Source organism: Curvivirga aplysinae, from assembly GCF_009711445.1.
Taxonomy (GTDB): domain Bacteria; phylum Pseudomonadota; class Alphaproteobacteria; order UBA8366; family Aestuariispiraceae; genus Curvivirga; species Curvivirga aplysinae.
Genome location: NZ_SMMC01000191.1, coordinates 12,933 through 36,170 on the forward strand (window position 1 = coordinate 12,933; position 23,238 = coordinate 36,170).

Annotated in this window: 23 protein-coding genes and 1 tRNA gene; 8 read left to right on the plus strand and 16 right to left on the minus strand. The window is 43.2% G+C overall.

What is annotated here, in order from left to right:
* Positions 1-86: 86 nt before the first annotated feature.
* Positions 87-1,430, plus strand: coding sequence for a caspase family protein (locus tag E1160_RS11145; RefSeq protein WP_218048850.1), 1,344 nt, complete (start codon positions 87-89; stop codon positions 1,428-1,430).
* A 70-nt stretch (positions 1,431-1,500) separates the two neighbouring features.
* Here the strand turns inward: E1160_RS11145 and E1160_RS11150 are convergent, their stop codons facing one another.
* The 9 genes from E1160_RS11150 to gpmI form a co-directional block, all read right to left on the minus strand.
* Complete coding sequence (locus tag E1160_RS11150; protein ID WP_155155241.1) at positions 1,501-2,238, minus strand: ankyrin repeat domain-containing protein; 738 nt, start codon at positions 2,236-2,238, stop codon at positions 1,501-1,503.
* An 89-nt stretch (positions 2,239-2,327) separates the two neighbouring features.
* A tRNA-Gln gene (locus E1160_RS11155) sits at positions 2,328-2,402 on the minus strand.
* 84 nt (positions 2,403-2,486) lie between these two features.
* A complete protein-coding gene (locus E1160_RS11160; RefSeq protein WP_155155242.1) occupies positions 2,487-3,359 on the minus strand; it encodes a 4-(cytidine 5'-diphospho)-2-C-methyl-D-erythritol kinase in 873 nt (290 codons plus the stop codon).
* Positions 3,360-3,376: 17 nt separating this feature from the next.
* Positions 3,377-5,095, minus strand: a complete 1,719-nt coding sequence (locus tag E1160_RS11165) for a tetratricopeptide repeat protein (protein ID WP_155155243.1) — start codon at positions 5,093-5,095, stop codon at positions 3,377-3,379.
* A 25-nt stretch (positions 5,096-5,120) separates the two neighbouring features.
* Positions 5,121-5,609 (minus strand): RNA pyrophosphohydrolase, encoded by a 489-nt coding sequence (locus E1160_RS11170; RefSeq protein ID WP_155155244.1) that lies wholly within the window; start codon positions 5,607-5,609, stop codon positions 5,121-5,123.
* Between the two features lie 48 nt (positions 5,610-5,657).
* Positions 5,658-6,935: a divergent polysaccharide deacetylase family protein gene (locus tag E1160_RS11175; protein WP_155155245.1), complete on the minus strand. Its 1,278-nt coding sequence runs from the start codon at positions 6,933-6,935 to the stop codon at positions 5,658-5,660.
* A gap of 40 nt (positions 6,936-6,975) precedes the next feature.
* Positions 6,976-8,298, minus strand: coding sequence for a S41 family peptidase (locus E1160_RS11180; protein WP_155155246.1), 1,323 nt, complete (start codon positions 8,296-8,298; stop codon positions 6,976-6,978).
* Between the two features lie 146 nt (positions 8,299-8,444).
* Entirely contained in the window at positions 8,445-9,683 is a 1,239-nt protein-coding gene (locus E1160_RS11185) for a murein hydrolase activator EnvC family protein (RefSeq protein ID WP_155155247.1), read from the minus strand.
* Positions 9,658-11,214: a 2,3-bisphosphoglycerate-independent phosphoglycerate mutase gene (gene gpmI / locus E1160_RS11190; RefSeq protein ID WP_155155248.1), complete on the minus strand. Its 1,557-nt coding sequence runs from the start codon at positions 11,212-11,214 to the stop codon at positions 9,658-9,660. The genes E1160_RS11185 and gpmI overlap by 26 nt, the downstream gene beginning before the upstream one ends.
* Before the next feature lie 287 nt (positions 11,215-11,501).
* Between gpmI and E1160_RS11195 the strand changes: the two genes are divergently transcribed.
* The 4 genes from E1160_RS11195 (at position 11,502) to meaB (ending at position 14,497) form a co-directional block, all read left to right on the plus strand.
* Complete coding sequence (locus E1160_RS11195; RefSeq protein WP_155155249.1) at positions 11,502-12,131, plus strand: gamma-glutamylcyclotransferase; 630 nt, start codon at positions 11,502-11,504, stop codon at positions 12,129-12,131.
* 11 nt (positions 12,132-12,142) lie between these two features.
* Positions 12,143-13,039, plus strand: coding sequence for a DMT family transporter (locus E1160_RS11200; protein ID WP_155155250.1), 897 nt, complete (start codon positions 12,143-12,145; stop codon positions 13,037-13,039).
* A 62-nt stretch (positions 13,040-13,101) separates the two neighbouring features.
* On the plus strand, positions 13,102-13,479 hold the full coding sequence (locus tag E1160_RS11205) for a hypothetical protein (protein WP_155155251.1): 378 nt from the start codon (positions 13,102-13,104) through the stop codon (positions 13,477-13,479).
* A gap of 37 nt (positions 13,480-13,516) precedes the next feature.
* Positions 13,517-14,497 (plus strand): methylmalonyl Co-A mutase-associated GTPase MeaB, encoded by a 981-nt coding sequence (gene meaB / locus E1160_RS11210; protein WP_155155252.1) that lies wholly within the window; start codon positions 13,517-13,519, stop codon positions 14,495-14,497.
* On the opposite strand, the gene pip is transcribed toward meaB, so the two are convergent.
* Positions 14,489-15,451 (minus strand): prolyl aminopeptidase, encoded by a 963-nt coding sequence (gene pip / locus E1160_RS11215; protein ID WP_155155253.1) that lies wholly within the window; start codon positions 15,449-15,451, stop codon positions 14,489-14,491. The genes meaB and pip overlap by 9 nt on opposite strands.
* A 72-nt stretch (positions 15,452-15,523) precedes the next feature.
* On the opposite strand from pip, the gene E1160_RS11220 reads away from it, so the two are divergent.
* Positions 15,524-16,306, plus strand: coding sequence for a thermonuclease family protein (locus E1160_RS11220; protein WP_155155254.1), 783 nt, complete (start codon positions 15,524-15,526; stop codon positions 16,304-16,306).
* Here the strand turns inward: E1160_RS11220 and E1160_RS11225 are convergent.
* The 3 genes from E1160_RS11225 to fdxA all read right to left on the minus strand — a co-directional run bounded on the left by E1160_RS11225 (position 16,303) and on the right by fdxA (position 18,486).
* The gene (locus E1160_RS11225; RefSeq protein WP_155155255.1) at positions 16,303-17,109 is read right to left on the minus strand and encodes a metallophosphoesterase family protein; all 807 of its coding nucleotides are present in this window, start codon (positions 17,107-17,109) and stop codon (positions 16,303-16,305) included. The genes E1160_RS11220 and E1160_RS11225 overlap by 4 nt on opposite strands.
* Positions 17,110-17,263: 154 nt before the next feature.
* Positions 17,264-17,767, minus strand: coding sequence for a CarD family transcriptional regulator (locus tag E1160_RS11230; RefSeq protein ID WP_155155256.1), 504 nt, complete (start codon positions 17,765-17,767; stop codon positions 17,264-17,266).
* A gap of 377 nt (positions 17,768-18,144) precedes the next feature.
* On the minus strand, positions 18,145-18,486 hold the full coding sequence (fdxA, locus tag E1160_RS11235; RefSeq protein WP_155155257.1) for a ferredoxin FdxA: 342 nt from the start codon (positions 18,484-18,486) through the stop codon (positions 18,145-18,147).
* Between the two features lie 201 nt (positions 18,487-18,687).
* Between fdxA and E1160_RS11240 the strand changes: the two genes are divergently transcribed.
* Positions 18,688-19,338, plus strand: a complete 651-nt coding sequence (locus E1160_RS11240) for a DUF938 domain-containing protein (RefSeq protein WP_218048851.1) — start codon at positions 18,688-18,690, stop codon at positions 19,336-19,338.
* Positions 19,339-19,356: 18 nt separating this feature from the next.
* Here the strand turns inward: E1160_RS11240 and E1160_RS11245 are convergent, their stop codons facing one another.
* Positions 19,357-20,307 (minus strand): hypothetical protein, encoded by a 951-nt coding sequence (locus E1160_RS11245; protein WP_155155259.1) that lies wholly within the window; start codon positions 20,305-20,307, stop codon positions 19,357-19,359.
* A 293-nt stretch (positions 20,308-20,600) separates the two neighbouring features.
* Between E1160_RS11245 and fzlA the strand changes: the two genes are divergently transcribed.
* Positions 20,601-21,269 carry an FtsZ-binding protein FzlA gene (gene fzlA, locus E1160_RS11250; RefSeq protein ID WP_155155262.1) on the plus strand — a complete coding sequence of 223 codons (669 nt, stop codon included), beginning with the start codon at positions 20,601-20,603 and terminating at the stop codon, positions 21,267-21,269.
* Between the two features lie 113 nt (positions 21,270-21,382).
* On the opposite strand, the gene amt is transcribed toward fzlA, so the two are convergent.
* Both amt and E1160_RS11260 read right to left on the minus strand, forming a co-directional pair.
* Positions 21,383-22,747, minus strand: a complete 1,365-nt coding sequence (gene amt / locus E1160_RS11255) for an ammonium transporter (protein ID WP_218048852.1) — start codon at positions 22,745-22,747, stop codon at positions 21,383-21,385.
* A gap of 22 nt (positions 22,748-22,769) precedes the next feature.
* Positions 22,770-23,108: a P-II family nitrogen regulator gene (locus E1160_RS11260; protein ID WP_155155260.1), complete on the minus strand. Its 339-nt coding sequence runs from the start codon at positions 23,106-23,108 to the stop codon at positions 22,770-22,772.
* Between the last annotated feature and the right edge of the window lie 130 nt (positions 23,109-23,238).

Sequence of the window (23,238 nt, forward strand, 5' to 3'; positions counted from 1 at the left end):
TTTGGATCGTTACCTAAAAAATGATAATCATATCTAAACTAGATCAGGCTCTAAATAATCTACGGTCTCAAGGGAGGATAGAAAAATTGCCTAAAGCGGTTCATAGCTTCTTTCTATCTATAATTTATGTCTTACTCATAAGTCATTCGGGTCATGCAAAACAAATGACCCGCGTGGAATACAACAATTGGGATACTTACCCCCATGTGAAGCTTTTGGTTGAAAAGGATTGGTATGGCTCAAAGACCTCGTATTTTGGTGGGATTGTTACCAAAAATCCGATGCAGACATATAAGGATTTAATCGAAGAATGCCGTGCTTTTTTTGCCAAAATTGGTGGTTTCAATGAAAGCTATGGAAAATGCAGATTATCTAAAATCAATAATAAGAGAACCAAATTTGTTAATAAAAAACAATTCTTAAATCTGGTTAAATTACATACGCCTGAACGACCTAAAAATTCACCTATACAAGTTGCTGGCGCGGCTCCTAAAAAGCCACGGCCCCCAAAGTCTCACAAAAAACCAATAGCTCCCAAACCACTGAAAGAGCCATCGGTAAAAATTGTAAATGCTGAAACTGAAAATACAGAAGTTCCAGAAACGCAGACCCTATCGCCTAAACCTTTGAATTTATCCATCTCTTCAGCCCACAGCTATAAAAGCGACCCAAACCCAGCAAGTATAGCGGTGATTATCGGGAATAAGGATTACACGACCAACGGTCAAGATATCCCTGATGTTACGCCTGCTCAAAATGACGGGCTGATCTTCAAGAATTTCGCCATGGAAAATTTAGGTGTTCATGAAGAAAATATTATCTATTTAAACAATGCAACGAAAGCTGAAATAGAGCGCGTTTTTGGCAATGAAAGAACCCATCAGGGACGCGCCTATAGTTGGGTAAGAGAGGGCCGTTCCGATCTTTATGTTTACTATGCAGGTCATGGGGCACCCGGACCGGATGGAGAAGCCTATCTGGTACCTGTTAATGCCACAGCCGATACCATCCATCTAGATGGATATCCACTCGATCTGCTTTATAAAAACCTCAGTCAGATACATACAAAATCCACCACGGTTATTCTGGAAAGCTGCTTTTCCGGAAATAGTAACGCAGGCTCCGTCATTCGTAATGCATCCCCCGTCTTTATGAATACAGAGGAAACAACAATTCCTCCAAAACTGAACGTGATAACCGCCGGTTCCACCAATCAGCTCGCCAGCTGGAAACAAGATAAAGAAAATAGCCTTTTCACCTATCACTATATCAAAGGCATGAAAGGGGAAGCTGATGGACCGCTATATGGCAATGAAGACGGTCAGGTCTCTATGAGTGAATTACAAGCCTATATGGATGATACCGTTACCTATTGGGCCAAACGCTATTATAATCGCAAGCAAAATGTCCAAATCACCGTTGCTAGGTAAGAGAATTATATCATAGTGGATTTGTGACACTGATCACTCGGAATGACGATCGAAGACGCCTAATTTATCTTCAACTACCAGAGATTTTTCTTTTTATATCTAGTAAATCTGTCGGAATGGAAACCAAGTTCTTTTCGGCAAATTGTATTTCTCGATCAACTAACTCTGCAAACGTAAATCTGACATTTTCGACTTCCTCAATACTGGCCCCATTCACCATAAGTAAGTCAAATAGATGATACTTTCTTAAAATCACTACCATATAAACTGGTGGAAACGGATATTGATCCGTTACAATATTCACATCTGCTCCGAACGCGAGTAACATTTCAATATTTTGTTGATCTCCAGTTTCTATAGCACGCTGTATCAATGCTTTTCCATTAAAATTAAGTTGGTTGGGATTTGCGCCAAACTCTAAGAGCTTTTCAAAATAACTCAACTGCTTATTATCAATTGCCAGAAACGTTAGATAAAGCTCATAGCAATATATCTGCTTCGAACATTTAACAGGAATATTTGGATTTGCACCAAGTTCTAATAGCGATTTAAAGCTATGAAATTTTCTGTTTTCCAAAGCCCAGTACAAAACTGTCGCATTCTCATTGCCGTATTGATCGAAACTACGGCCTTTTTCATGCCAATCCTTGATAAATGTTAAATCCTCTTTCTCCACCGCTTTTGCTAAATTAAAAACATCAGTATGAGCAAATAGGTCATCAAAGCTCATATCGTGAAACTTCTTATCTTCCTGATTGTCACACCCAACTATTAAAAGAAGTAATATACTGCCAAGAAACTTAATCATTATTCTTCCATAATTATCATAGAAGATATGATTATGCAGAATTTAAGTAATAAAAAAACCCTTTAAACCATTGGCTTAAAGGGTTCTATTGGCTGGGGTGGTAGGATTCGAACCTACGGTACACGAGATCAAAACCCGATGCCTTACCGCTTGGCTACACCCCATCAGTGTGTTGGCGCGCAATTTATTGTTTTCGTCCGGTAATGACAAGAGGCAAAATGCGAAAAAATGCATTTTTTTTACAAAAACTACATCTTTATCGGCGCGGCCTCTGCCCACCAGTCTGTATTATAGCGTAAAACGGCGTTTTTTGCCATATCAGCCGCCTCTATATCAGCAAATAATCCAAAGCATGTGGCCCCACTTCCAGACATTCTGACCATAAGGCAATCGGACTGTTTTTCGATCACATTCAGGACTTCTGTCACTACAGGCGCTAAATTGGCCGCGGCTTCTGTCAGGTCATTTTTTTGTGCCAGACAAAGGTTTAGGAAATCCTGTCGGGACAGGGTTTTATCCATTAAGGCAGAACGATCAGCTATATCTGAAAGTTCTGCTGCACGCGCTTTAAATACGTCAGGTGTGGACAAAGACACACCGGGATTTACCAATAACATATATAAAGGCGGGAGAGGCGCGATTTTTCGAATATCTTCGCCAACACCACGCATAATCGCAGATTGGGAGAGAAGACAGACAGGAATATCTGCCCCTAACGTCAATCCCAGCTCAGAGAGCTCTTCCACAGGCATTTTGATATCCCAGAGACGCATCAAAGCTTTCAAGGTTGCAGCAGCATCGGCAGACCCACCGCCGACCCCTGCAGCGGCGGGGATATTCTTTTCCAGATGTATCTTTGCACCTGTTTTAATATTCAGTTTCGTTTGAAGAGCTTTCGCCGCCTTTAGCACCAAGTTACTTCCATCTAGCGGCACCGCAGCTTTATAAGGGCCTGAAACGTCCAGACTAAGCTCTTCTGCTTCGCTTACCCGAATATGGTCACCAAATTCGGTAAATACCACCAAGCTATCCAATAAATGATAGCCATCTTCACGTTTGCCCGTGACCAAGAGGTCTAAATTAACCTTGGCGGCTGCGAATTCTTCGATACTTTTTACCATGATCCCTCAGGGTGAAGTTATAGGCCTTTTTGAAGCTTCTCACGCACAGCGTCGACATCAACTTCTTCACTTGGCCACTTCATTGCCCTGTTCCATTGAAAACGTGCTTCACGTTTGCGTCCCACTTGCCAATAAGCATCGCCAAGATGTTCCACAATAACAGCTTCATTTGGATCAAGCGCAACCGCACGTTCCAAAAGCTTTACCGCATCTTCATATTTACCAAGCTTGTAATAGGCCCATCCCAAACTATCAGCGATGGCACCACTACCGCGACGTGCGTCCACCGCTTTTCGCAGCATCCCTTGTGCTTTTTCAAGATGTAGACCTTTATCTACCCATGTATAACCAAGATAGTTTAATACATCAGGCTCATCCGGGCTCAACTCAAGCGCCTTCAAAAATGCTTTTTCTGCTATTGGCCATTCTTTCAAACGTTCATAAGAGATACCTTGTAAATAATAATATCCCCAATGGGCATGTGTGGGCGCATTAATACGACCAATTAAGCGATCCATGGTTTTCGCCATATCTTGGTAATTTTGGTCTCGATTATAAAACCGTGCCATGGAATCCAATGCGACCAAATCGCTTGGACGATCACTGGCAATATCATCCAGCAAATCCAGCGCTTTTTCCTTATCGCCCTTTTCCCAAATAGCTTCCGCTTTATAAATCTCGGATTGCCAGAAGAAAGGATATAAATCCTTCACTTGATCATATACTGCAACGGCTTCATCAAAACGTTCATTCCCCATCATATATTGGGCCACTGACATTTTTATGTTGCGATGTTCAGGATGAAAATATTCTGCAACGCGAGTTAAATCCAGAACCAGATCATTGGTAGGCGCATTTAAAAATTGTGCAACTTGATAAACCGCCTCACCCAAACCTTGTTCAGCCGTCTTAACCAATGGCACTAATTCTTTACCTTCCATCAGAAGGCGTAAATCTTCGCTCAATGCTGGGCCATCACCAATCTTAGAAATAAACTCTGTCACAAGATCGCGTACTTCATCTTTCCGGCCTTGATTGAAAATTGATCGGATATAAGCCCTGAATGTGACGGTTGGCAATTGCATGGGGCTTACATACCCTTCGGGTTCCATATAGGCTTCTTCCGCGCCTTTATAGTCACCTAACTGGTTCAGCATTTGCCCTTTCATAAAACTGTATAGACCTGGAAAACGTTCTTTCAATTGGCTAATTTCAGAAAGAGCGAGCTGTTTATTATTTAAACCAACAGCAATCCAGCCTTTAAGCAAATTCTTGATAACATTAAAAACACGACCATTTGGGATTTTCTTCGCCAGTTCTTGCGCCGTTGCAAAATCACCTGCATGCACAGCCTTCGCTAGAAGTAACATGCGTGTGTTATAGTCAGATGAACCGCTTTGACCTAGAATCTCAGAAAAAGAGATCGCTTTTTCAATATCTCCAAAACGCAATAATGAATCACGTAGTTCCCCGATCAAAACAGGTTCTACATCGTTACCATGTTCTGAATTACGACGTACGGCTTCTGTTAAAATTGCAACCGCATTATCAAAATCAGAATTCAGATTTGCATATCGACCAGATAGATAAAGACCATAATAAGGACGCGTTGAAACTTCATTATCATTTGTGTTTGCTTGGGCAATATGTCCCAAGGGCAAAGACATTACAGCCCCTAAAAGCCCGAAAGCATAGACTGATAACTTCACAACTTTTCCAACATGGCATCGTTTCATAATCTATTCCTAACTTTGCTTTCGCTTAAATTTTGCCATGTAGATAATCGGTAACAAAGCTACGGAATTCCGTCGTAACTTTCTCATAAGTATCTCGCTTAAAAGGTACAATCAGATCAGTTAGCTCATCAAACGGCGCCCATTGCCAATCGGAAAATTCTTGATAATGCGCATCAAGACGAATGTCTCCATCATCCCCTTCAAATGCCAATAAGAACCATTTCTGCTTTTGACCACGATATCGCCCCTTCCAAATCTTACGAGACAAATCTTTTGGTAAGTCATAGGCATACCAATCTTCCGATTCAGCTAAAATACGCGCTTTAGCAGTTCCTATTTCTTCTTCCAGTTCACGCAAAGCAGCAACCTCGGCCGTTTCACCGTCATCAATGCCACCTTGTGGCATCTGCCAGTGAGCCCCCGGTGTATCAATACGATCCCCTACAAATACGTCACCACGATCATTGATAAGCATCAAGCCAACACAGGGGCGGTAGGGGCGATCGTCAGTCATTTTTTCTTCCGTATTCTTTAAATCTTAAAATCAATTCTTTATGTAAGATTACTTCTGTAAACCTTCAATAGCGACAGAAGTCACAGGCACCAAAGCCAATCCTTTTTCATCTAATCCTTCGGACCAGCGTTCAATTTGTTTAATTGTCGCGCTATATGGATGCGCAATCGCCACAGCCACCCCTTTTTGCAGAGCAATCTCTTCAATCATTTTTAATTTTCTTGAGACATCTGCACGACCCGGCGGCGTATCAATAATTTCATCCATAATGATATAAGGCACAGCGGTCAGTTCCATCATCTTTGGAGCTGCATTCACAGGTGAATAAAAACTATCCATATACAACAATCCACGCGCTTTCATACGTGCTGCTAAAAGACGTACATGGGATTCAGATGATAAATATTTGGAACCTTGATAAGAAATCAGCCCCACATAACCTGTAGCACGACTCATAATCCAGTTTAACTTTTTGGTATTTTGAGCTGCTTCCAGATTGGTATAAAGCGCATAAGGTCCAGGATCGCTTTTTGGAAAATCAATGGGTTCCATCGGCAAGGTCAGCATAACTTCATGCCCTGTATCACGCGCCTTCGCGATCCAACTCGGTAATTGAGGTGTATAGGGTGCAAAGGCAAAAGTCACCTCACCCGGTAAACGCTCCAATGCTTCGGTTGTCGCTTTACGAGAAATACCAAGATCCACCATTACAACAGCAACTTTTGGACGCGTTTCAAAAGAATTAAACGGACGCGAATAAACCCGCCATGGCTCACGCCCATCATCCGCTATTTTAGGCAGAGGACCTTCCTTGCTTTCTTCAATCAAGCTTGGATCAGGATGCGGAAGCATCATTCTCCCGTAATCACGAACCGCAGGCTCATCAGTCTCAGCATCAGTCGATGTGATTGGCTCTTCGGTTGAAGCATTTTCAGCCATCTCATCTGAACTGACATCTTCCGCCTTATCATCTTCTTCACCAGACACATCCTCAGATGTTTCTGTTGCTTCGGTTTCTGTATTATCGGTTGATTTCGTAATCTTGATCTCTTCGATCAAATTACTCGGACGCTGGTCAATCAGTTCCTGCTCAATTTGTTCAGCCTGACTATCAAGATAAAGATAGGTGCCCGCAACACCGGCAACTGTCAGAAAATAGGCGCCAGCAACCAGCAACCATGGCAGCATCTTTTGAAACTTAGACGGCGCATCATAGTCAAATGGATCGCCAGAATCATCATCCTCAATAGGGTCATGCAACGAGGATTCGCCTTTACGAAAAGGCAATTTGATCGCTTTCAAACTTGGTAACGAGAATTTACCCAACCTGCTACTCAGCCCCTATCAACTTCAACAATATTCAATCCTAGTTTTCATGCATATTTTGGAAGATCGAAACGCCCTTAACCATTCTTACAGCTTGTTCTAACTGATAATCCTGAATTTCATTTGAATTATCTTCTGCTGTTTCCTCTTCCGGCTCCGTAGTTTTATCATTTACGCCTTCCTCTTCTTCACCATCTGGGTTTTTCAAGGAATTACGAAGATCAGATTCTTGGGTACGAAAACGGGATTCAACAGTTTCCAAACGTGCCTGTTCCACAATAATATCTGGCTCAATACCAGTCGCCTGAATGGAATCCCCACTTGGTGTGTAGTAACGTTGCGTAGTCATCTTTATAGCTGCATCACCGTAAGATAACGGCATGATCGATTGCACAGATCCCTTACCGAAGCTTTTTGTCCCCATGATAATCGCCCGACCGTGATCTTGCAGCGCCCCGGCCACAATTTCAGAAGCAGAGGCTGAACCACCATTGATCAACACCACAACAGGCAAACCATCTGCATCATCCCCAGCGCCTGCACGGAAGTCTTGTGCATCACGACCATCACGCCCACGGGTAGAAACAACGATACCACGTTCCAAGAAGGTATCACTCACAGAAATGGCTTGGTTTAATAAACCACCTGGGTTATTTCGCAAATCTAGAACATACCCTTTCAACTCACCTTCAGACTCTTCCTTTAAACGTTTCAACGCTTTATCAAGACCAGGCTGTGTTTGTTCACTGAAACGGGAGATACGGATATAACCCACATCGTCATCTTCCATGCGATAACGAACCGCACGCATCTTAATGGTATCGCGTGTGATTGTAACATCGAAAGGTTCTTGACCTTTGCGCGCAATAGTCAAAACAATGTCTTCACCAACCATGCCACGCATTCTTTCAACCGCCTGATCCAAAGTCAGACCTTGAACAGGTTCGCCATCTAAATGGGTAATATAATCACCTGCTTCGATACCTGCTTTATAGGCTGGTGTATCATCAATTGGGGACACAACTTTCACCCAACCATCTTCCATAGTGACTTCAATACCCAGTCCGCCAAACTCACCTTTGGTGTCTTGTTGCATATCTTCAAAATCACTTGGCGGTAAAAATGTAGAATGCGGATCAAGTGAAGTTAACATGCCTTGAATTGCCGCTTCAATCAGGTCTTTTTCATTTACTTCATCAACATAATTTTCGCGAATATGCTCCATCACATCGCCCAACATACGTAAATTAGTCAATGTGTCAGGATAAGTTTCCTCTGTTTGTGCCGAGGAATTGGACATCAAAATAGTGCCCCCTAAAGCCAATGCAGCTGCCCAACCTGTTACACCAAGAAATTTCTTCATCTTTATATCCGATACCAATCTACAACGATGCCTATTGCGAAAATCAATTAAATTACTAAGACGTTGAATTCAACTTTCGCCGATTTCCTTTACTTTGTCACGGTAAATGTCACAAAACATTAAGGAAATAAGCTTATCTATTTTCCCTATCCTCGTTTAAACCAACGTAACGGGTTTAGGGGTTTCCCATTACGTCGTAATTCCACATATAATTCCAAGCCATTTTCACGAGATTGTGACATGGACCCAATGGGTTCACCTGACAAAACCCATTGTCCTGTGACCACATTAGCTAAGTCTAATCCGGATAAAATTGTATGATACCCACCTTCATGTTCAATAATGACAATCAACCCATGATCTCTAAAGGGCCCTGCAAAAGCAATCTGCCCATCATGAGGGGCTATCGCCTGTGCAGCAGCCCGTGTTTTAATTTTGATTCCCTTTGCAGTCTGGCCAAATCCCAAATCCTGTCCATAACGTTGAACCACTTTGCCTGACACCGGATAGGGTAAACGACCTGAATTTGGAAAAGCCCGGACAGATGACGGTTTGGCCATGATAATGTCACTCGGAATAGAAGCCGGTGTTTGCTCGGTATTTTCTGGGCGCGTTGAGGGGCGTATTTTGTTTAATTTCTCCAGCAAATCCTGCATGGATTTGGCTTCACGAACCAATTTATCAATTCGCTTTTGTGAAGCTGCTTGACGTGCTGCTTGTTTTTGCGCCAGTTGTTTCTTTCTTGAAAGTAGCGCTTTCAAAGAGGCCTGTTCTTCTTGAAGCCTCACACCTGCTGTTTCAAGTGAAGCAAGTTGTTGATGAATATCCGTTTCAACAGCTGCCAAAGAGTCTAATTCTTCTTTTAAGACAAAAGCACGATCCCGCAAGGCAGGAACAGCAGATTTAAGCAACATGGCACTATGTACTGATTGACGCGGTGTCCCCGGAAATAGAAAAAATGCCGATGCAGAATCGTCAGATAACTTGGTAAGCGCGCCCAATGTGCCACTTAGCTGCGCCGATCGTTCATCTAATCGATTTTTGCGATAAGCCACATCATCTTTTAATTCTGCCAAACGTTCATTCAAATTATCAATCAGATATTCCTGATCCTGCGTGCGACTTGCGGCTTCGATCAGTTGACTTCGCAAGTTCCGCGCTTCTTGCTGCAAGGCGCGTGCTTGCATCTCAAAAATTTCTTTGATCCGTGTTTCTTTTTCAATATTGGCTTGCAGACGTTGAAGTTCTTCTTCACTTTCTGCATTAGCGACAGATGGTAATCCAAAAACAGAAGACAGGCATAACAAAGCACCGATCACTCGCCCGAGCGATCGCTTCTTACCAGATTTATTCGCTATTTTATTCTGCCGCAGATTGTTGTGCATATTGAATCAGACTTTGTCCCGTCATTTCAGCAGGTTGATCGATATTTAATAAATCAAGAACCGTTGGTGCCACATCCGCCAAACGGCCAGATGATAAACCACTCACTCCATCCACTGAGTTTACAAGGATTAATGGTACAGGGTTTAATGTATGGGCAGTATGTGATTGGCCAGTGCCTTCGTCCACCATCATTTCCGCATTCCCATGATCAGCTGTCACCAGCATCGCACCACCTACAGTTTCAAGGGCCTTAACCAAACGACCAACACATCCATCAACGGCTTCTACAGCCTTGATCGCTGCCTTCAGGTTCCCTGTATGCCCAACCATATCGGTATTCGCGAAATTCACGACAATCAAGTCAAAACGCTTATTCTCAATAGCATCAACCAAATTATCCGCCACTTCCGGCGCAGACATTTCTGGTTGCATGTCATAGGTTTTCACCTTCGGAGATGGTATCAAAATTCGTTCTTCCCCTTCAAAAACAGTTTCTTCACCCCCATTAAAGAAGAAAGTTACATGGGCGTATTTTTCAGTTTCAGCGATACGTAATTGCTTTAAACCATTGGCCGAAACAACAGCTCCCAAAGTATTGGATAGCTCTTCTGGTGGGAAGACAGTTCCAAGAAATGCATTATGTGCCTTAGAATATTCAACCATGCCCAAAGCATCGGCAAATTGAACAGGCTTAGAGACGTCATAGCCATCAAAATTTGGATCAAGGAAAGCCGATAAAATTTCACGTGCACGATCTGCACGGAAATTTGCCATAAACACCCCATCACCATCTTGCATACCTGCATAATCACCAATTACAGTTGGTAATACAAACTCGTCATATTTTTCATCTGCGTATGAAGCATCAATCGCAGAAAGCACATCTTCTGCCTTTTCACCTTTTGCAGCGGACATAGCGTCAACCGCCAAGGAAACACGATCCCAGTTATTATCACGATCCATTGCATAGAAACGACCAGAAATAGTTGCAACTTCGGTTTGTGGAGACATTTCCATAAAAGTTTCAACGAACGGTTTTGCACTTTGTGGCGGTGTATCACGACCATCCAAAATCGCATGCAACTTAACAGTCAGACCCTCTTCAATCAGATGATTTGCCAGTTTCGCCATATGGTCCTGATGCGCATGCACGCCACCCGGTGACAACAAACCTGTTAAATGAACAACACCACCCGTTGCTTTCATTTTTTCTATAAAAGCAATCAAACGCGGATTGGATTTAAATGTGCCACTATCGAGCGCTTCATCAATACGTGGAAGATCTTGTAAAACAACGCGGCCAGCACCCAAATTCATATGACCAACTTCGGAATTTCCCATTTGCCCACTTGGCAAGCCCACAAAGGTTTCTGATGCTTGTAAATTGGCCTTTGGATAAGTTGCTGAAATCTTGTCCCAGTTTGGTGTATTCGCCTGTAAGATCGCGTTATTTTCAGAGGAGGCGCGTTCACCCCAGCCATCCAGAATACAAACAACAACAGGATTTGGGCGATTATTTTCAGAAGTCATAAATTTCAACCATTTGTCTAATATGCATTCACTGCATGCAAAGCCCATAAAAGGCCAGTATTTCCCTTGCTCTTTTTATAATAGATACATCAGATTGTTTCCAGTATGGAGGCCCGAATTTTTGCGAATTTTTTAAAGATAAGTCTTATGACTAACCTATAAGGCAAATTTATGGCACAAGATTTATGATTAATTTCCAGTATAATCTGACTGGTGCACGAAGTTAAACTAGCCTATAAACAACATAATATATCAGTAAATTCGATCTAGAAGGCAACCAAAGCAACATGTTACCGCCAATCGACCCCCCTAATGCTTATCCGAAACTTGATCCGGCTGTTCGCGATCATATGAAACGGGAGTTATTGGACAGCTTGCCAGACGGCGAGGAAATCTGGGTATTTGGGTATGGATCTTTAATGTGGAATCCTGGCTTTGAACATGAAGAAATCCAATCTGTCATTCTAGAGGGGTGGAGCCGTTCTTTCTGCGTTCAATCTCATAGATATCGGGGTACACCAGAAGTTCCGGGTCTTGTCCTTGGTTTGGATCAAGGGGGCGAATGTCACGGGTCGGCCATTCGTTGTTCTGCAGATCAAGCGCGCCCTGCCATGGATTATTTATGGGAACGTGAAATGGTCACAGGCGTCTATGAACCTGCCATGGTGCATCCAAAGAATGAGCATGGTGATACATTGAACTGCCATACTTTTGTTGTCGATCGTCATCACCCTCAATATGCAGGCGACTTAAGTGAGGATGAAACCATTTCAATGATTGTGCGTGCCCATGGCAGTGCAGGTAGCAATCGTGACTATCTACTCAACACGGTCAAACATTTAGATGATTGTGGGATTATCGACCCCCCACTGCATAGATTAGCGGATTATGTAGGCCAAGGCGGCGCAGATATTTAAGGACCCAAAAAATGACACAAGCTGTAATCCAGTCTTCTTCGACACATCAAAACTTGATGCTGGGCCTTATTTTGGGTGTTGCAGCTTATATTGTTGTCCCGATGGGGGATGGTATCGCAAAAATACTGACTACCATGGGATATCATAGTGGTCAGGTTACTTTTGGACGCTATTTCTTCCATATGCTATTTTTAATGCCAATTGTATTGGTAAAATTTGGACCAAGCGGTTTCATTCCAAAAAACCTGAAGGTTCAAACTTTTCGTGCCCTCACCATTGTGATTGCAACCTTCTGCTTCTTTTCCTCATTACATACTGTCCCCTTAGCAGATGCTTTATCACTCGCTTTTGTTGCGCCCTTAGTTGTAACGGCTTTGAGTGTTCCTATTCTCGGTGAAAAAGTGGGAATTCACCGCTGGATCGCCGTTATCATTGGTTTCGCTGGCGCAATGATTATTATTCAACCGGGATCAGGCGTGTTTCAGTGGCCTGCCCTTTATGCACTTAGTGCTGGTGCATTATTTGGGGTTTATATCACCGTGACACGCAAGACTACAGGCGATAATCCGGCTCTTGTCAGCCTTTTATATCAAGGTGTTCTGGGGACTGCGGCTCTTTCAATCCTAGCGTTCATGAATTGGTCAGAACTGACTTTAGAGGCCGCTCTGCTAATGGCCGGTGTTGGTGCAGCTGCTGCTACGGGACATGGTCTCATCATCGTAGCTACCAAATATATGGAAGCCGCTTTATTGGCCCCTCTCCAATATCAAGAATTGATCGTTGGCGCTATTTTTGGTTATTTAGTTTTCGGGGAAATCCCTGCCGATTCCACATGGTTGGGCAGTGGTGTGATTATATTAAGCGGCCTCTACATTGGCTATCGGGAAAGAAAAACAAGATCTTCCTAGATTTTTCTCAACATCCTAAGCAAATCAGCTTAAACTGGGATCGGCAGCTAAAGGATGAAACTATGTTTAAGAAATTGGCAGAATTATTGACTGATGATGGTAAGAAAAAACCATCAAAAAAAGCTGCCAAAAAACCCACTGCTAAGCCTTCAACTCATCATCAAAAAGCAAGCGCACCACATACGGGTGACGATCCGGCGAGTTTGATTAAACAAGCTATTTTAGAAGCCGAACAAACAATTGCTATGGAAGAAAAAATCGCAGGTCACGACCCTAATCATTTGAAAGCTGTTCAAGACGCAATGATGATTTATCGGCAAAAACAGGAAAATCTAGATCATTTGCCCCTTGAAGAAAAAGCGCGTCTTCGCGCACTTGGTGAGGTCATGTTCGGGCCCCAATTATCCGACGCCAATAAAAACACCAAGAAACCTCATTAAACGCATTCATATCTATAACTTAAAGACATAAGCAAAAATGGTCGATATATCCCAAATCGCTGATCGTATTCTTGAAGGCAATCGCCGGGCCTTGGCTCAGGCAATTACTTTGGTTGAATCCACTCGTCCAGATCATCGCGACCAAGCAGATGCCTTATTGGAAAAATTGCTGCCTCATACCGGTAATGCAAGACGTATCGGTATTTCTGGTGTACCGGGGGTTGGTAAATCTACCTTCATTGAATCCTTTGGCATGCATGTGATCGATCAGGGACATAAATTAGCGGTGCTTGCAGTTGACCCATCTAGCCGGGTAAGTGGCGGTTCAATCCTAGGGGATAAAACCCGCATGGAAAGCCTATCACGCCGTCAAGAGGCATTTATTCGCCCAAGCCCAGCGGGGAAATCGTTAGGAGGTGTCGCAAGGCGCAGCCGTGAAGCTATGCTGGTATGCGAGGCGGCCGGATTTGATGTCATTTTTGTAGAAACGGTCGGGGTTGGACAATCAGAAACTGCCGTATCAGAAATGACAGACATGTTCTTATTGCTTCTTTTGCCATCCGGCGGAGATGAGCTACAAGGCATCAAAAAGGGCATTGTGGAACTTGCCGATATGGTCTTGGTCAATAAAGCAGATGGTGACTTGTTGCGCACGGCAAAGCGTTCCAAAGCCGACTATCGAAGTGCACTTCATATGTTACGCCCGGTAACCGCGGATTGGCAGGTCCCTGTAGAAACAGTATCCGCCCTAAAACAAGAAGGGTTGGATATTGCATGGGGTCATATTAGTAACTTTTTCTCACTGATGCATGAAAATGGCACCTTGGATGACCGACGTGAAGCACAAGCCGCGGCATGGCTCTGGACTGAATTAAGCGATGGCTTGATTGATCGTTTACGTCTACACCCAAAATTAAAAGTCAAACTGGAAGAAGCAGAAGCAGAAGTGCGTCACAAACAACAATCACCTGTGGCTGCATCTCGGCGATTAATTTCCGCCTTTTTGGATTTAAGCTGATCCGGAAAACGTTTTTGCCAGTTTATCCATGATCTTGACCAAGTTTTGCGCAATACTTGGTTCGGATGCGGAATGACCTGCATCATGCAACATCGTTAATTCTGACTTAGGCCAGTTGTTGTGCAGTTCATATGCAGTGACAGGTGGACAAATTGCATCATAACGGCCCTGCACAATATACCCTGGAAGATGTTGAATTTTATGCATATTTTCTAAAATCGGTACGTTATTCAAAAATAAATCATTGATCATATAATGTGCTTCCAGACGCGAAATAGCTAAATCTGCTTCGGGATTAATCATATTTTCAATAGCCTTCATATCTGGCTCTAACGCCACACAACTGGCTTCGAATACGGCCCAAACACGCGCGGCAGGCCCATGAATTGATGGATCCGGATCACAAAGGCGCTTATAGTAATTACCTAAAATATCGTCCTGTTCATCAACAGGCAGGAAGTTTTGCAGCTTTTCCTGCGCCTCTGGATAAACATGCTTCACACCGTGAAAAAACCAATCCAATTCTTGCTGACGCCCACAAAAGACACCGCGTAAAACCAAAGCTTTCATGCGGTCTGGAAAAGCTTGCGCATAGGCGAGCGCCAATGTCGATCCCCAGGAACCGCCAAATACGATCCAACTTTCAATCCCCAACAGGTCGCGCAGGTTTTCAAGATCTTCAATAAGATCTTGGGTCGTATTATTTTCCAAAGACCCATTAGGTCGCGACCGTCCGCAACCACGTTGATCCATTAAGATCACTCGATAATATTGTGGATTAAAGAAACGACGGTGCATGGGGTTACAGCCAGCGCCGGGGCCACCATGCAAAAACACAACCGGTATACCGGTGGGCGTGCCGACTTCCTCCCAATAAATTTCATGATGCCCATCAGGTCTCAAATGACCATGATTGTAAGGCTCAATTGGGGGATAAAGTCTGTGACGGCTCATAAAAGACTTTCCTTTAACGCAATCCATATTAATCTATAAACGCTTATTCATACGTCTTAATAAATTGGTGCCATGTCTGTTTTACAGAAGCAAGTAAAAGTCGGATTTCTTTTACTACTTTCTTTTCTTGCAAGTGATTATGCCGCATTCGCAGAGGAAAATTCTGCGCCAGTCTTCACAGATGAAATTATCGGTATCCAGAATTTTCCTGTCTTACGTGGAAAGTCAGGGCATACTATTGTTTTAAGCGGCATTGAACGTCCTCAAAGTCATGGCTTATCCGGTTATACTCTTGATAAAGCCCGTCTATGGCTTTCAAATCATGCCGTCGGCAAGACACTCGTTATCCAACCAACAGGCGACAATTATGATCTCTTTGGCCGCATTCATGCCTTAACCAAAGAACCAAACCCAAAAAACTGGCTTAATGTTCAATTGCTTCGCCTTGGTTTTGCCCGTGTGCAACTCAATGCGGGTTTTACGGATCACATCGATATTTTGTACAAAGCGGAGAAAGAAGCACGCCTTCAAAATATTGGTCTTTGGGGAACAGGTAAATTTAAACGATTTGATGCCAATCAATATAACGGTCCATATAACGGCTTTATCATTGCCACTGGCACCATCACACAAACCGCCAAACGAAGAAGTTATTTATACCTGAATTTTGGATCGAACTGGCGGGATGATTTTACCATTGGCATCCCCACCAACGATGAACGTTTCGATATAAAAACAATAAGAAATCTTTATGTTGAGGATACCAAAATAGAAATACGCGGTTTAATTGAAAACTGGAACGGCCCCTTTATTCGCCTAGACGTTGCCGAACATTTAAGAGTAATTCAAGATTAGCTGGAAATAAAAGTTTCAAATACTTCACCTTGTCGATCCAACCCCACTGCACAGATTTTTTGCTGATCTCTTGGCCCATTATCCAAAGTGACGGTAAAAGCGGTTTCCTTAAACCCTGAATGTGCCGGGTCATAACCACGAATTATCCGGCAAAAACCACCATATGCATGTCCCAAATTGTGAAAATCTTCACCACTCCACCAGAAGCTATCCCCTTGTTTCTGCAGCGGTTTCTCGCCGTCCAAACCACTGCTTACACAAAGAATAACCCCATCTTCCGTATAGGCAGCATGCTTCAAACTATTAAAAAAGGGATCATGCCCTGGCATATTTCGAATGTTGGTGCTTAACCGGCCCGTTAACGCGACCAAGGCATTTGTGCCTTCTTCTGCCGCAGAATTTAAATGATCCCGGCTCAAGCCATACATTTTAAGAACCGGCTCAAGCCCCATGCTATAAACATAATACAAGACTTCTTGCGGGTTTGGCGCAAAATGTAATTGCGTCATCTTTGCCAGCATCTCTTCTTGACGCCCACGCAGATAAACCACATCTTCCAGATCGGTGTAAGGCCAGATGGATAAGAACCATCGTCTGAAACTCATGATTTCTGCCAAAGTTTGCTGTGTTTCCTCTCCATAACCGATCATATTACCAGTATAAACCAGACGATCGCCAAATTGGGCTTGGGAAGCAATTTTTTGATGTATTTCTTTTAGGGCAGACAGATTGCTATGGATGGCACCCACAATCCAAACTCGACGATTGGCACGTAATACAGCCAATGGATTTTGTCCTGCCATCTTTGCCACTTACCCCCGAAATTGAGATTTCTATCTTAATAACCACTTAGATGATATGGCCGGAACCGACATTTCTGTAAAGTGAAATATAGGTAAAAAAATACCGCTCTGCCAAAACAGAACGGTATTTTCAAACTTTTATGCAACAAAGGGGTCAAGCTGCAGCTTTTTCCAGCATTGTTTCCAGTTTTTCAATCGCTTCTTCTTCGCGCAGTTCTTCAACAGCAGCAAATTCACGGGCCAAACGATCCAAGGCTGCTTGGTATAGTTGACGCTCGCTATATGATTGATCTGGTTGATTTGCATTGCGGAAAAGATCACGTACCACTTCGGCAATCGCAATTGGATCACCAGAATTAATCTTTGCTTCATATTCCTGCGCACGACGAGACCACATGGTGCGACGGACGCGGCTTTTGCCTTTTAACGTTTTCAACGCATCTTTCATGATGTCAGGGGAAGACAAACTACGCAGACCGGAATTTGCAGCTTTAGCCACAGGCACACGCAAAATCATGCGATCTTTGTCAAATTCGATAATAATCAGTTCCAGCTTTTCACCTGCAACTTCTGTTTCTTCGATACCTTGAACTTTACCCACGCCATGTGTCGGATAAACAACGTGGTCACCTTTTGTGAAAGTCATAGCTTTAGACATTCCAATTTCTACTTTCTTTTTTCTTTCTGTTTCAGCCAAAATTCACAGTAACAAAGACCTCCCGCATCATCCCATGCATGCGGTACTCACAATCTCATAACAATTAAAATCCAATGCTACGTTACTATGTGAGACTTGTTTTCAATATCTCGTGAAAATTGTCCTTATGAACTCTGTATGAACTCATTAAGAAAATCGCCCTAACAAATTAATGCTGAGCGAAATCCTGCCGAATAAGAATGTATTGTAACATAATTTCAAGGGGAATCCCATAGCCTGAATCAAAAAAAGATTCAGGCTAGATTCACCATGAGTCAACTTAAAGTTCCCAAAAAGATTCTCAAGGAATCCAATAATTTATTTCAGGGTATAAGGACTTACTCGTCACCAGTACCCGGGGTTGGATCAAAATGTTCTTTAAATTTATTTGGCGTATCATGCCATTCATTGGCATCCGCTGGTGCAGGCTTCAACATCGTAATCACAGGCCATTTATCTGCATACTCACGGTTGAGTTCCAACCATTTTTCAGCATCAGCTTCGGTATCAGGCAAAATCGCATCCGCAGGACATTCTGGCTCACATACACCGCAATCGATACATTCATCCGGATGGATCACCAGCATATTGGCACCCTCATAGAAACAATCTACAGGACAAACTTCTACACAATCGGTGTGTTTACATTTAATACAATCTTCTGTGACTACATAAGTCATCTGCGATCACTCCAATTTTACGCCATTCATTTAAATTTCAGGACTCCTGATAAATCCTTTTTGGCGATTGTTATAAAATTACTGGCAAAGACATATAAAACTCATACCAAATAATGCAACCCAAATATTCGACAAAAGCTCATTTTTGCTCCATATTAATGGAAATTCACCTTATACTTAATGGAAATAAGAATAATTCACATGATAAATGCGGGAAATATATTTCATACAGCGACAAAATCCGATATAAACGCGGATAAAAGACTTTATGCCCCCTCCACAGCACGTAACAAAGAGCCAATTTTAAAAGTTTTAAAAGAATATATACCCACATCCGGCCAAGCATTAGAAATCGCCTGTGGATCAGGAGAACACGGCCTGCATTTCAGTAAATCATTTCCCGCGCTTATCTGGCAACCAACAGATATAGAAACCGCTCACATAGACAGTGCAAATGCCCATCGTGAAGCAGAAAACCGATCGAATATGAAAGAAGCCCGTTATCTGGATGTCACATCGAAGGATTGGCAAACTGAACCGTTAGACCTTATTTACAATGCAAATATGATCCATATTAGTCCATGGGATTGCACTATAGGCCTTCTATCCGGGGCGGGGCGTCACCTAAAAACCGACGGTATACTCTTTATGTATGGCCCCTATAAATTCAGCAATCAACATACTGCTGAAAGTAATGCACAATTTGATATGAGCTTGAAATCAAGAGATGACAGCTGGGGTATTCGTAATCTGGAAGATGTTATTTCAATTGCGGAACAAAATGGATTACAGCATCAACATAGTATCGAAATGCCCGCAAATAACTACTGCATCATCTATAAAAAGATTTAAAATTCAAATAATTGTGTATTATCCACCAAGGGACGCATTACCCGCATCAATGACACGACTGTGGTTCGCACTGCTATCAATCAAGTTGCGCACTGCTTGCTTTCGGTTACTTGCATTACGATCTTCTGCTTGTGTTTGAATACGTGAAATTTCACGATAAATCTCATCTACACGGGCTTCTTGACCGGGCGTCAAACTTGGCCCATTCGCAGAACCAGTGATAATCTTCGTTAAATCTCGTTTCGCTTCCGTAACGCGCTCTTGAGTTGTGGTATCCAACTGGGAAATCACCTGATCACCGCCAAAATACACACCAGCACCACCTAAAATTCTATCCAATTCTGAATACAGGATCGCAGATTTAATACGTTCCATAGAGGTTAATCCATCTGCCCCTTCAAGAGCAGGATGTTGCTGAGATACCTCTGCACTTTCTTCGGCGCCTTGTTCATTCATCTTAGCAAGACTGGATTTATATCCTGTATTTTCGTCGACAACCTGATTTTGACTTGCCTCTTGCATTTTATTGAATTCACGGATTGGGCCAAGCTCTTGCTGAAGTTGAAGGAATAAACTATCTAATTTCTCCTGGTTTTCTGCAGAATAGTCAGGCGTTCCATATTGTGCCAACATGCGATCAAGCGCTACAGAAACTGCTGGACGCGTCACTTCTCCACGCTTTTCCTGACCTGCATATGGGAATTCATCAGCCAGATTGATGACCTGACCAGATGCTTCTTCACCATTAGCGGCCAAAGCAGCTTTGCGCTCTTCAAATGCCTTCATTAATGCTTGTGCTTGGGGGGATAAGCGAATTTCAACCGCTGGATTATCTTTGAATTTAACTTCTTGCTGTTTTGCAAGACGTGCCGCTGCCTGCGCTTGTTCCAGCTTTTGTGATTGCTGGGATTGCGCGGTCAATAGGGTCCCTAACCCCGTATTCATGAAAGATCGAATTCCGTCTATCATTTCGGCACTTTTTTCCTAAAGGTCTTGTTCACAGTTAAACTTGACCTTGAAGAAGCAGTTTTTATGCCAATTTGATCCACATCCTACACAACCCCAAGGAATCCAATATATTCAAGATTTCAAATTCTTAGCTGGCCTCCAAAATTTTGACATAATCTGCCCTTAAAGTGGCAAAATCTTCAGATTGGTGTCGTTCAATTCGCTGTTGTGGGAAAGATTTTCCTAAAATCTTAACAAATTCTTTACCGCAAGCATTGCGACGACAGGCAAAGCAGGGTTATATGCAAACGATCATGATTACATTATACCATCTCTGGCTTTCACCGGGTTGTCGCAAGGTGCGATTGCTCATGGGGGAAAAAAAGCTGGAATTCAACATGCAGATTGAAAAAACCTGGCGTCGCGAGGCTGATTTTCTAGCCCTAAATCCGACAGGTGAAGTACCCGTTATCGTGGATGAAGACGGGACCAAAGTTTGTGGATCACAAGTGATTTGCGAATATCTGGATGAAATGTATGGCACACCCTCTTTAATCGGCACGGGAGCAGTAGAACGCGCAGAAACCCGCCGTTTGATTGAATGGTTTGATGTAAAATTCCAAGATGAAGTTATTCAAAATCTTGTGAATGAAAAAATCATGAAACGTTTTCTGGGTTTGGGAGAACCTAATTCAAACGCTATTCGCGCCGGACATAAAAATATTCACATCCATTTAAGCTATATTGATTGGCTGGTCGATCGCCGCAAATGGCTGGCCGGAGATGAATTAAGCTTGGCTGACCTTGCCGCTGCCGCCCATTTGTCATGCGTTGATTATCTTGGGGATGTGCCATGGGCCGATCATCCAAGTGCGAAGGACTGGTATGCAAAGGTGAAATCACGCCCCTCTTTCCGCGGATTATTGGCAGATCATATCCCGGGCGCCCCACCGCCACCACATTATGCGGATTTGGATTTTTAAAGACATTAAGGCTCGATTTTTCGAGCCTTTTTACTATTAAAAAAAAGCCCCCGACCTTAATAAGATCGGGGGTATAGTTTACCACGCGGGATTGCGTTTTTTCAGGTGCGGATTTATGCACCAAACTTTTGGGAGCCGGAGCCGAATTCTGGATAGGCTTCCAGACCTAATTCAGCTTTATCCAAGCCCAACATCTCGTCTTCTTCAGAGCAACGGACACCCATAACCATTTTCAAGATCACGAATAGAACCAAGCTCACAACAAAGGAATAAATACCAATCGCAACGATACCTGTTAACTGAACGATCAAATCGCCACCGCCAAAGATCGCCACGGCCAAAGTGCCCCAGATACCTGCGAATAAGTGAACAGAAATCGCACCAACAACATCATCGATTTTCAATTTGTCCAATAATGGGATTGTGAACACCACCAAAGCACCGCCAATTGCACCGATCACGATAGACAAGAAGTGGTTTGTTAAATCAGGACCAGCTGTGATGGATACCAAGCCTGCCAACGCACCATTCAAGGCCATTGTAAGGTCAATCTTCTTATAGAGTGCCTGTGTCAACAAAGTCGCAGCAACCACACCACCTGCAGCAGCAAGATTTGTATTGGTAAAGACGATTGCCATCCATGTCGCAGAGGCCGCATCGCCCAAGGCCAATACAGAACCACCGTTAAAGCCGAACCAACCCATCCATAGGATGAATGTTCCCAAAGTTGCCAATGGTAAATTTGCACCTGGAAGCGGCAATACTTGACCGTCTTTGTTATACTTACCTTTACGAGCACCAAGAACGATCGCACCAGCAAGCGCGGCCCAACCACCAACAGAGTGAACAATTGTAGAGCCAGCAAAATCGGAGAAGCCCATTTCAGCTAACCAGCCGCCGCCCCATGTCCAAGAACCTTGAATTGGATAGATAAAGCCTGTCAAAACAACAATGAAGATAATAAAAGGCCAGAATTTGATACGTTCTGCCAAAGTACCAGATACGATAGATGCAGTTGTTGCCACAAATACCATTTGGAAGAACCAATCAGATGCAACGGAATAGCCACCTTCAACAACAGGCGCTACCAACTCAGCTGTTGCTTCATCAGCATTCAAGAGCGCCAATTCAGCTTCGGATGGGTTATAGAATATACCGCCTAATGATCCGATAAAGCCGGATACGTCTGTATACATCAGACTATAGCCAATCAGGTAATACATGATGCCGGCGATAGAATAGAGAACGATATTTTTTAAACAGATGGTGGCCGTGTTCTTGGTACGAACAAGGCCAGCTTCCAACATGGCAAAGCCAGCGGCCATCCACATGACCAAAGCGCCATTAATCAAAAAGGAAAATGTGTTAAATACATAAGATGTTTCTGCAGAGACTTCCGCCATTGCAGGGGTAGCTGTCATAACCGCCGCAGTCACCGCAGCGCCCATCCAGATTTTGTGAGACTTCAAGTTAAGCATTTTTTGCTCCTATTTGTCTGAATTAAAGAGCTGCGCTGTCTGTTTCGCCAGTGCGAATACGAACAGCTTTTTCAATTGGCATGACAAAGATTTTGCCATCGCCAATACGACCGGTACCTGCAGAAGACTGAATGGCTTCCACAACCTTTTCGGTGAGCGCTTCTTCTACGGCGACTTCCAACTTAACTTTTGGTAAGAAGCTAACTGCATATTCAGCGCCACGATAAATTTCAGTCTGACCCTTTTGGCGCCCAAACCCCTTGGCTTCCATAACGGTCAGTCCAGTTACACCAAGCTCGGTCAGTGCTTCACGCACGTCATCCAGCTTGAAAGGCTTAATAATTGCCGTAACCATTTTCATTTGAGCGATCTCCCTCTGCTCTGTTTGAAAATTGTGCTATGCACAAGACGTTTGGCTACTACTATTACAAGGGGCGTGCCAGAATTGAAAAATTTCAATTTTATTATTATTTATTAATTACTTATAAAAA

Coding starts and splice junctions, on each gene's coding strand:
- E1160_RS11185 (WP_155155247.1), bottom strand. CDS start 9,683: ATGCACAACAATCTGCGGCAGAATAAAATAGCGAATAAATCTGGTAAG.
- fdxA (WP_155155257.1), bottom strand. CDS start 18,486: ATGACTTATGTAGTCACAGAAGATTGTATTAAATGTAAACACACCGAT.
- fzlA (WP_155155262.1), top strand. CDS start 20,601: ATGATTACATTATACCATCTCTGGCTTTCACCGGGTTGTCGCAAGGTG.
- E1160_RS11225 (WP_155155255.1), bottom strand. CDS start 17,109: ATGGCAGGACAAAATCCATTGGCTGTATTACGTGCCAATCGTCGAGTT.
- E1160_RS11200 (WP_155155250.1), top strand. CDS start 12,143: ATGACACAAGCTGTAATCCAGTCTTCTTCGACACATCAAAACTTGATG.
- E1160_RS11220 (WP_155155254.1), top strand. CDS start 15,524: ATGTCTGTTTTACAGAAGCAAGTAAAAGTCGGATTTCTTTTACTACTT.
- E1160_RS11150 (WP_155155241.1), bottom strand. CDS start 2,238: ATGATTAAGTTTCTTGGCAGTATATTACTTCTTTTAATAGTTGGGTGT.
- E1160_RS11245 (WP_155155259.1), bottom strand. CDS start 20,307: ATGATAGACGGAATTCGATCTTTCATGAATACGGGGTTAGGGACCCTA.
- meaB (WP_155155252.1), top strand. CDS start 13,517: ATGGTCGATATATCCCAAATCGCTGATCGTATTCTTGAAGGCAATCGC.
- E1160_RS11240 (WP_218048851.1), top strand. CDS start 18,688: ATGATAAATGCGGGAAATATATTTCATACAGCGACAAAATCCGATATA.
- pip (WP_155155253.1), bottom strand. CDS start 15,451: ATGAGCCGTCACAGACTTTATCCCCCAATTGAGCCTTACAATCATGGT.
- E1160_RS11165 (WP_155155243.1), bottom strand. CDS start 5,095: ATGAAACGATGCCATGTTGGAAAAGTTGTGAAGTTATCAGTCTATGCT.
- amt (WP_218048852.1), bottom strand. CDS start 22,747: ATGCTTAACTTGAAGTCTCACAAAATCTGGATGGGCGCTGCGGTGACT.
- E1160_RS11170 (WP_155155244.1), bottom strand. CDS start 5,609: ATGACTGACGATCGCCCCTACCGCCCCTGTGTTGGCTTGATGCTTATC.
- E1160_RS11230 (WP_155155256.1), bottom strand. CDS start 17,767: ATGTCTAAAGCTATGACTTTCACAAAAGGTGACCACGTTGTTTATCCG.
- E1160_RS11260 (WP_155155260.1), bottom strand. CDS start 23,108: ATGAAAATGGTTACGGCAATTATTAAGCCTTTCAAGCTGGATGACGTG.
- E1160_RS11180 (WP_155155246.1), bottom strand. CDS start 8,298: ATGAAGAAATTTCTTGGTGTAACAGGTTGGGCAGCTGCATTGGCTTTA.
- E1160_RS11205 (WP_155155251.1), top strand. CDS start 13,102: ATGTTTAAGAAATTGGCAGAATTATTGACTGATGATGGTAAGAAAAAA.
- E1160_RS11195 (WP_155155249.1), top strand. CDS start 11,502: ATGTTACCGCCAATCGACCCCCCTAATGCTTATCCGAAACTTGATCCG.
- E1160_RS11160 (WP_155155242.1), bottom strand. CDS start 3,359: ATGGTAAAAAGTATCGAAGAATTCGCAGCCGCCAAGGTTAATTTAGAC.
- gpmI (WP_155155248.1), bottom strand. CDS start 11,214: ATGACTTCTGAAAATAATCGCCCAAATCCTGTTGTTGTTTGTATTCTG.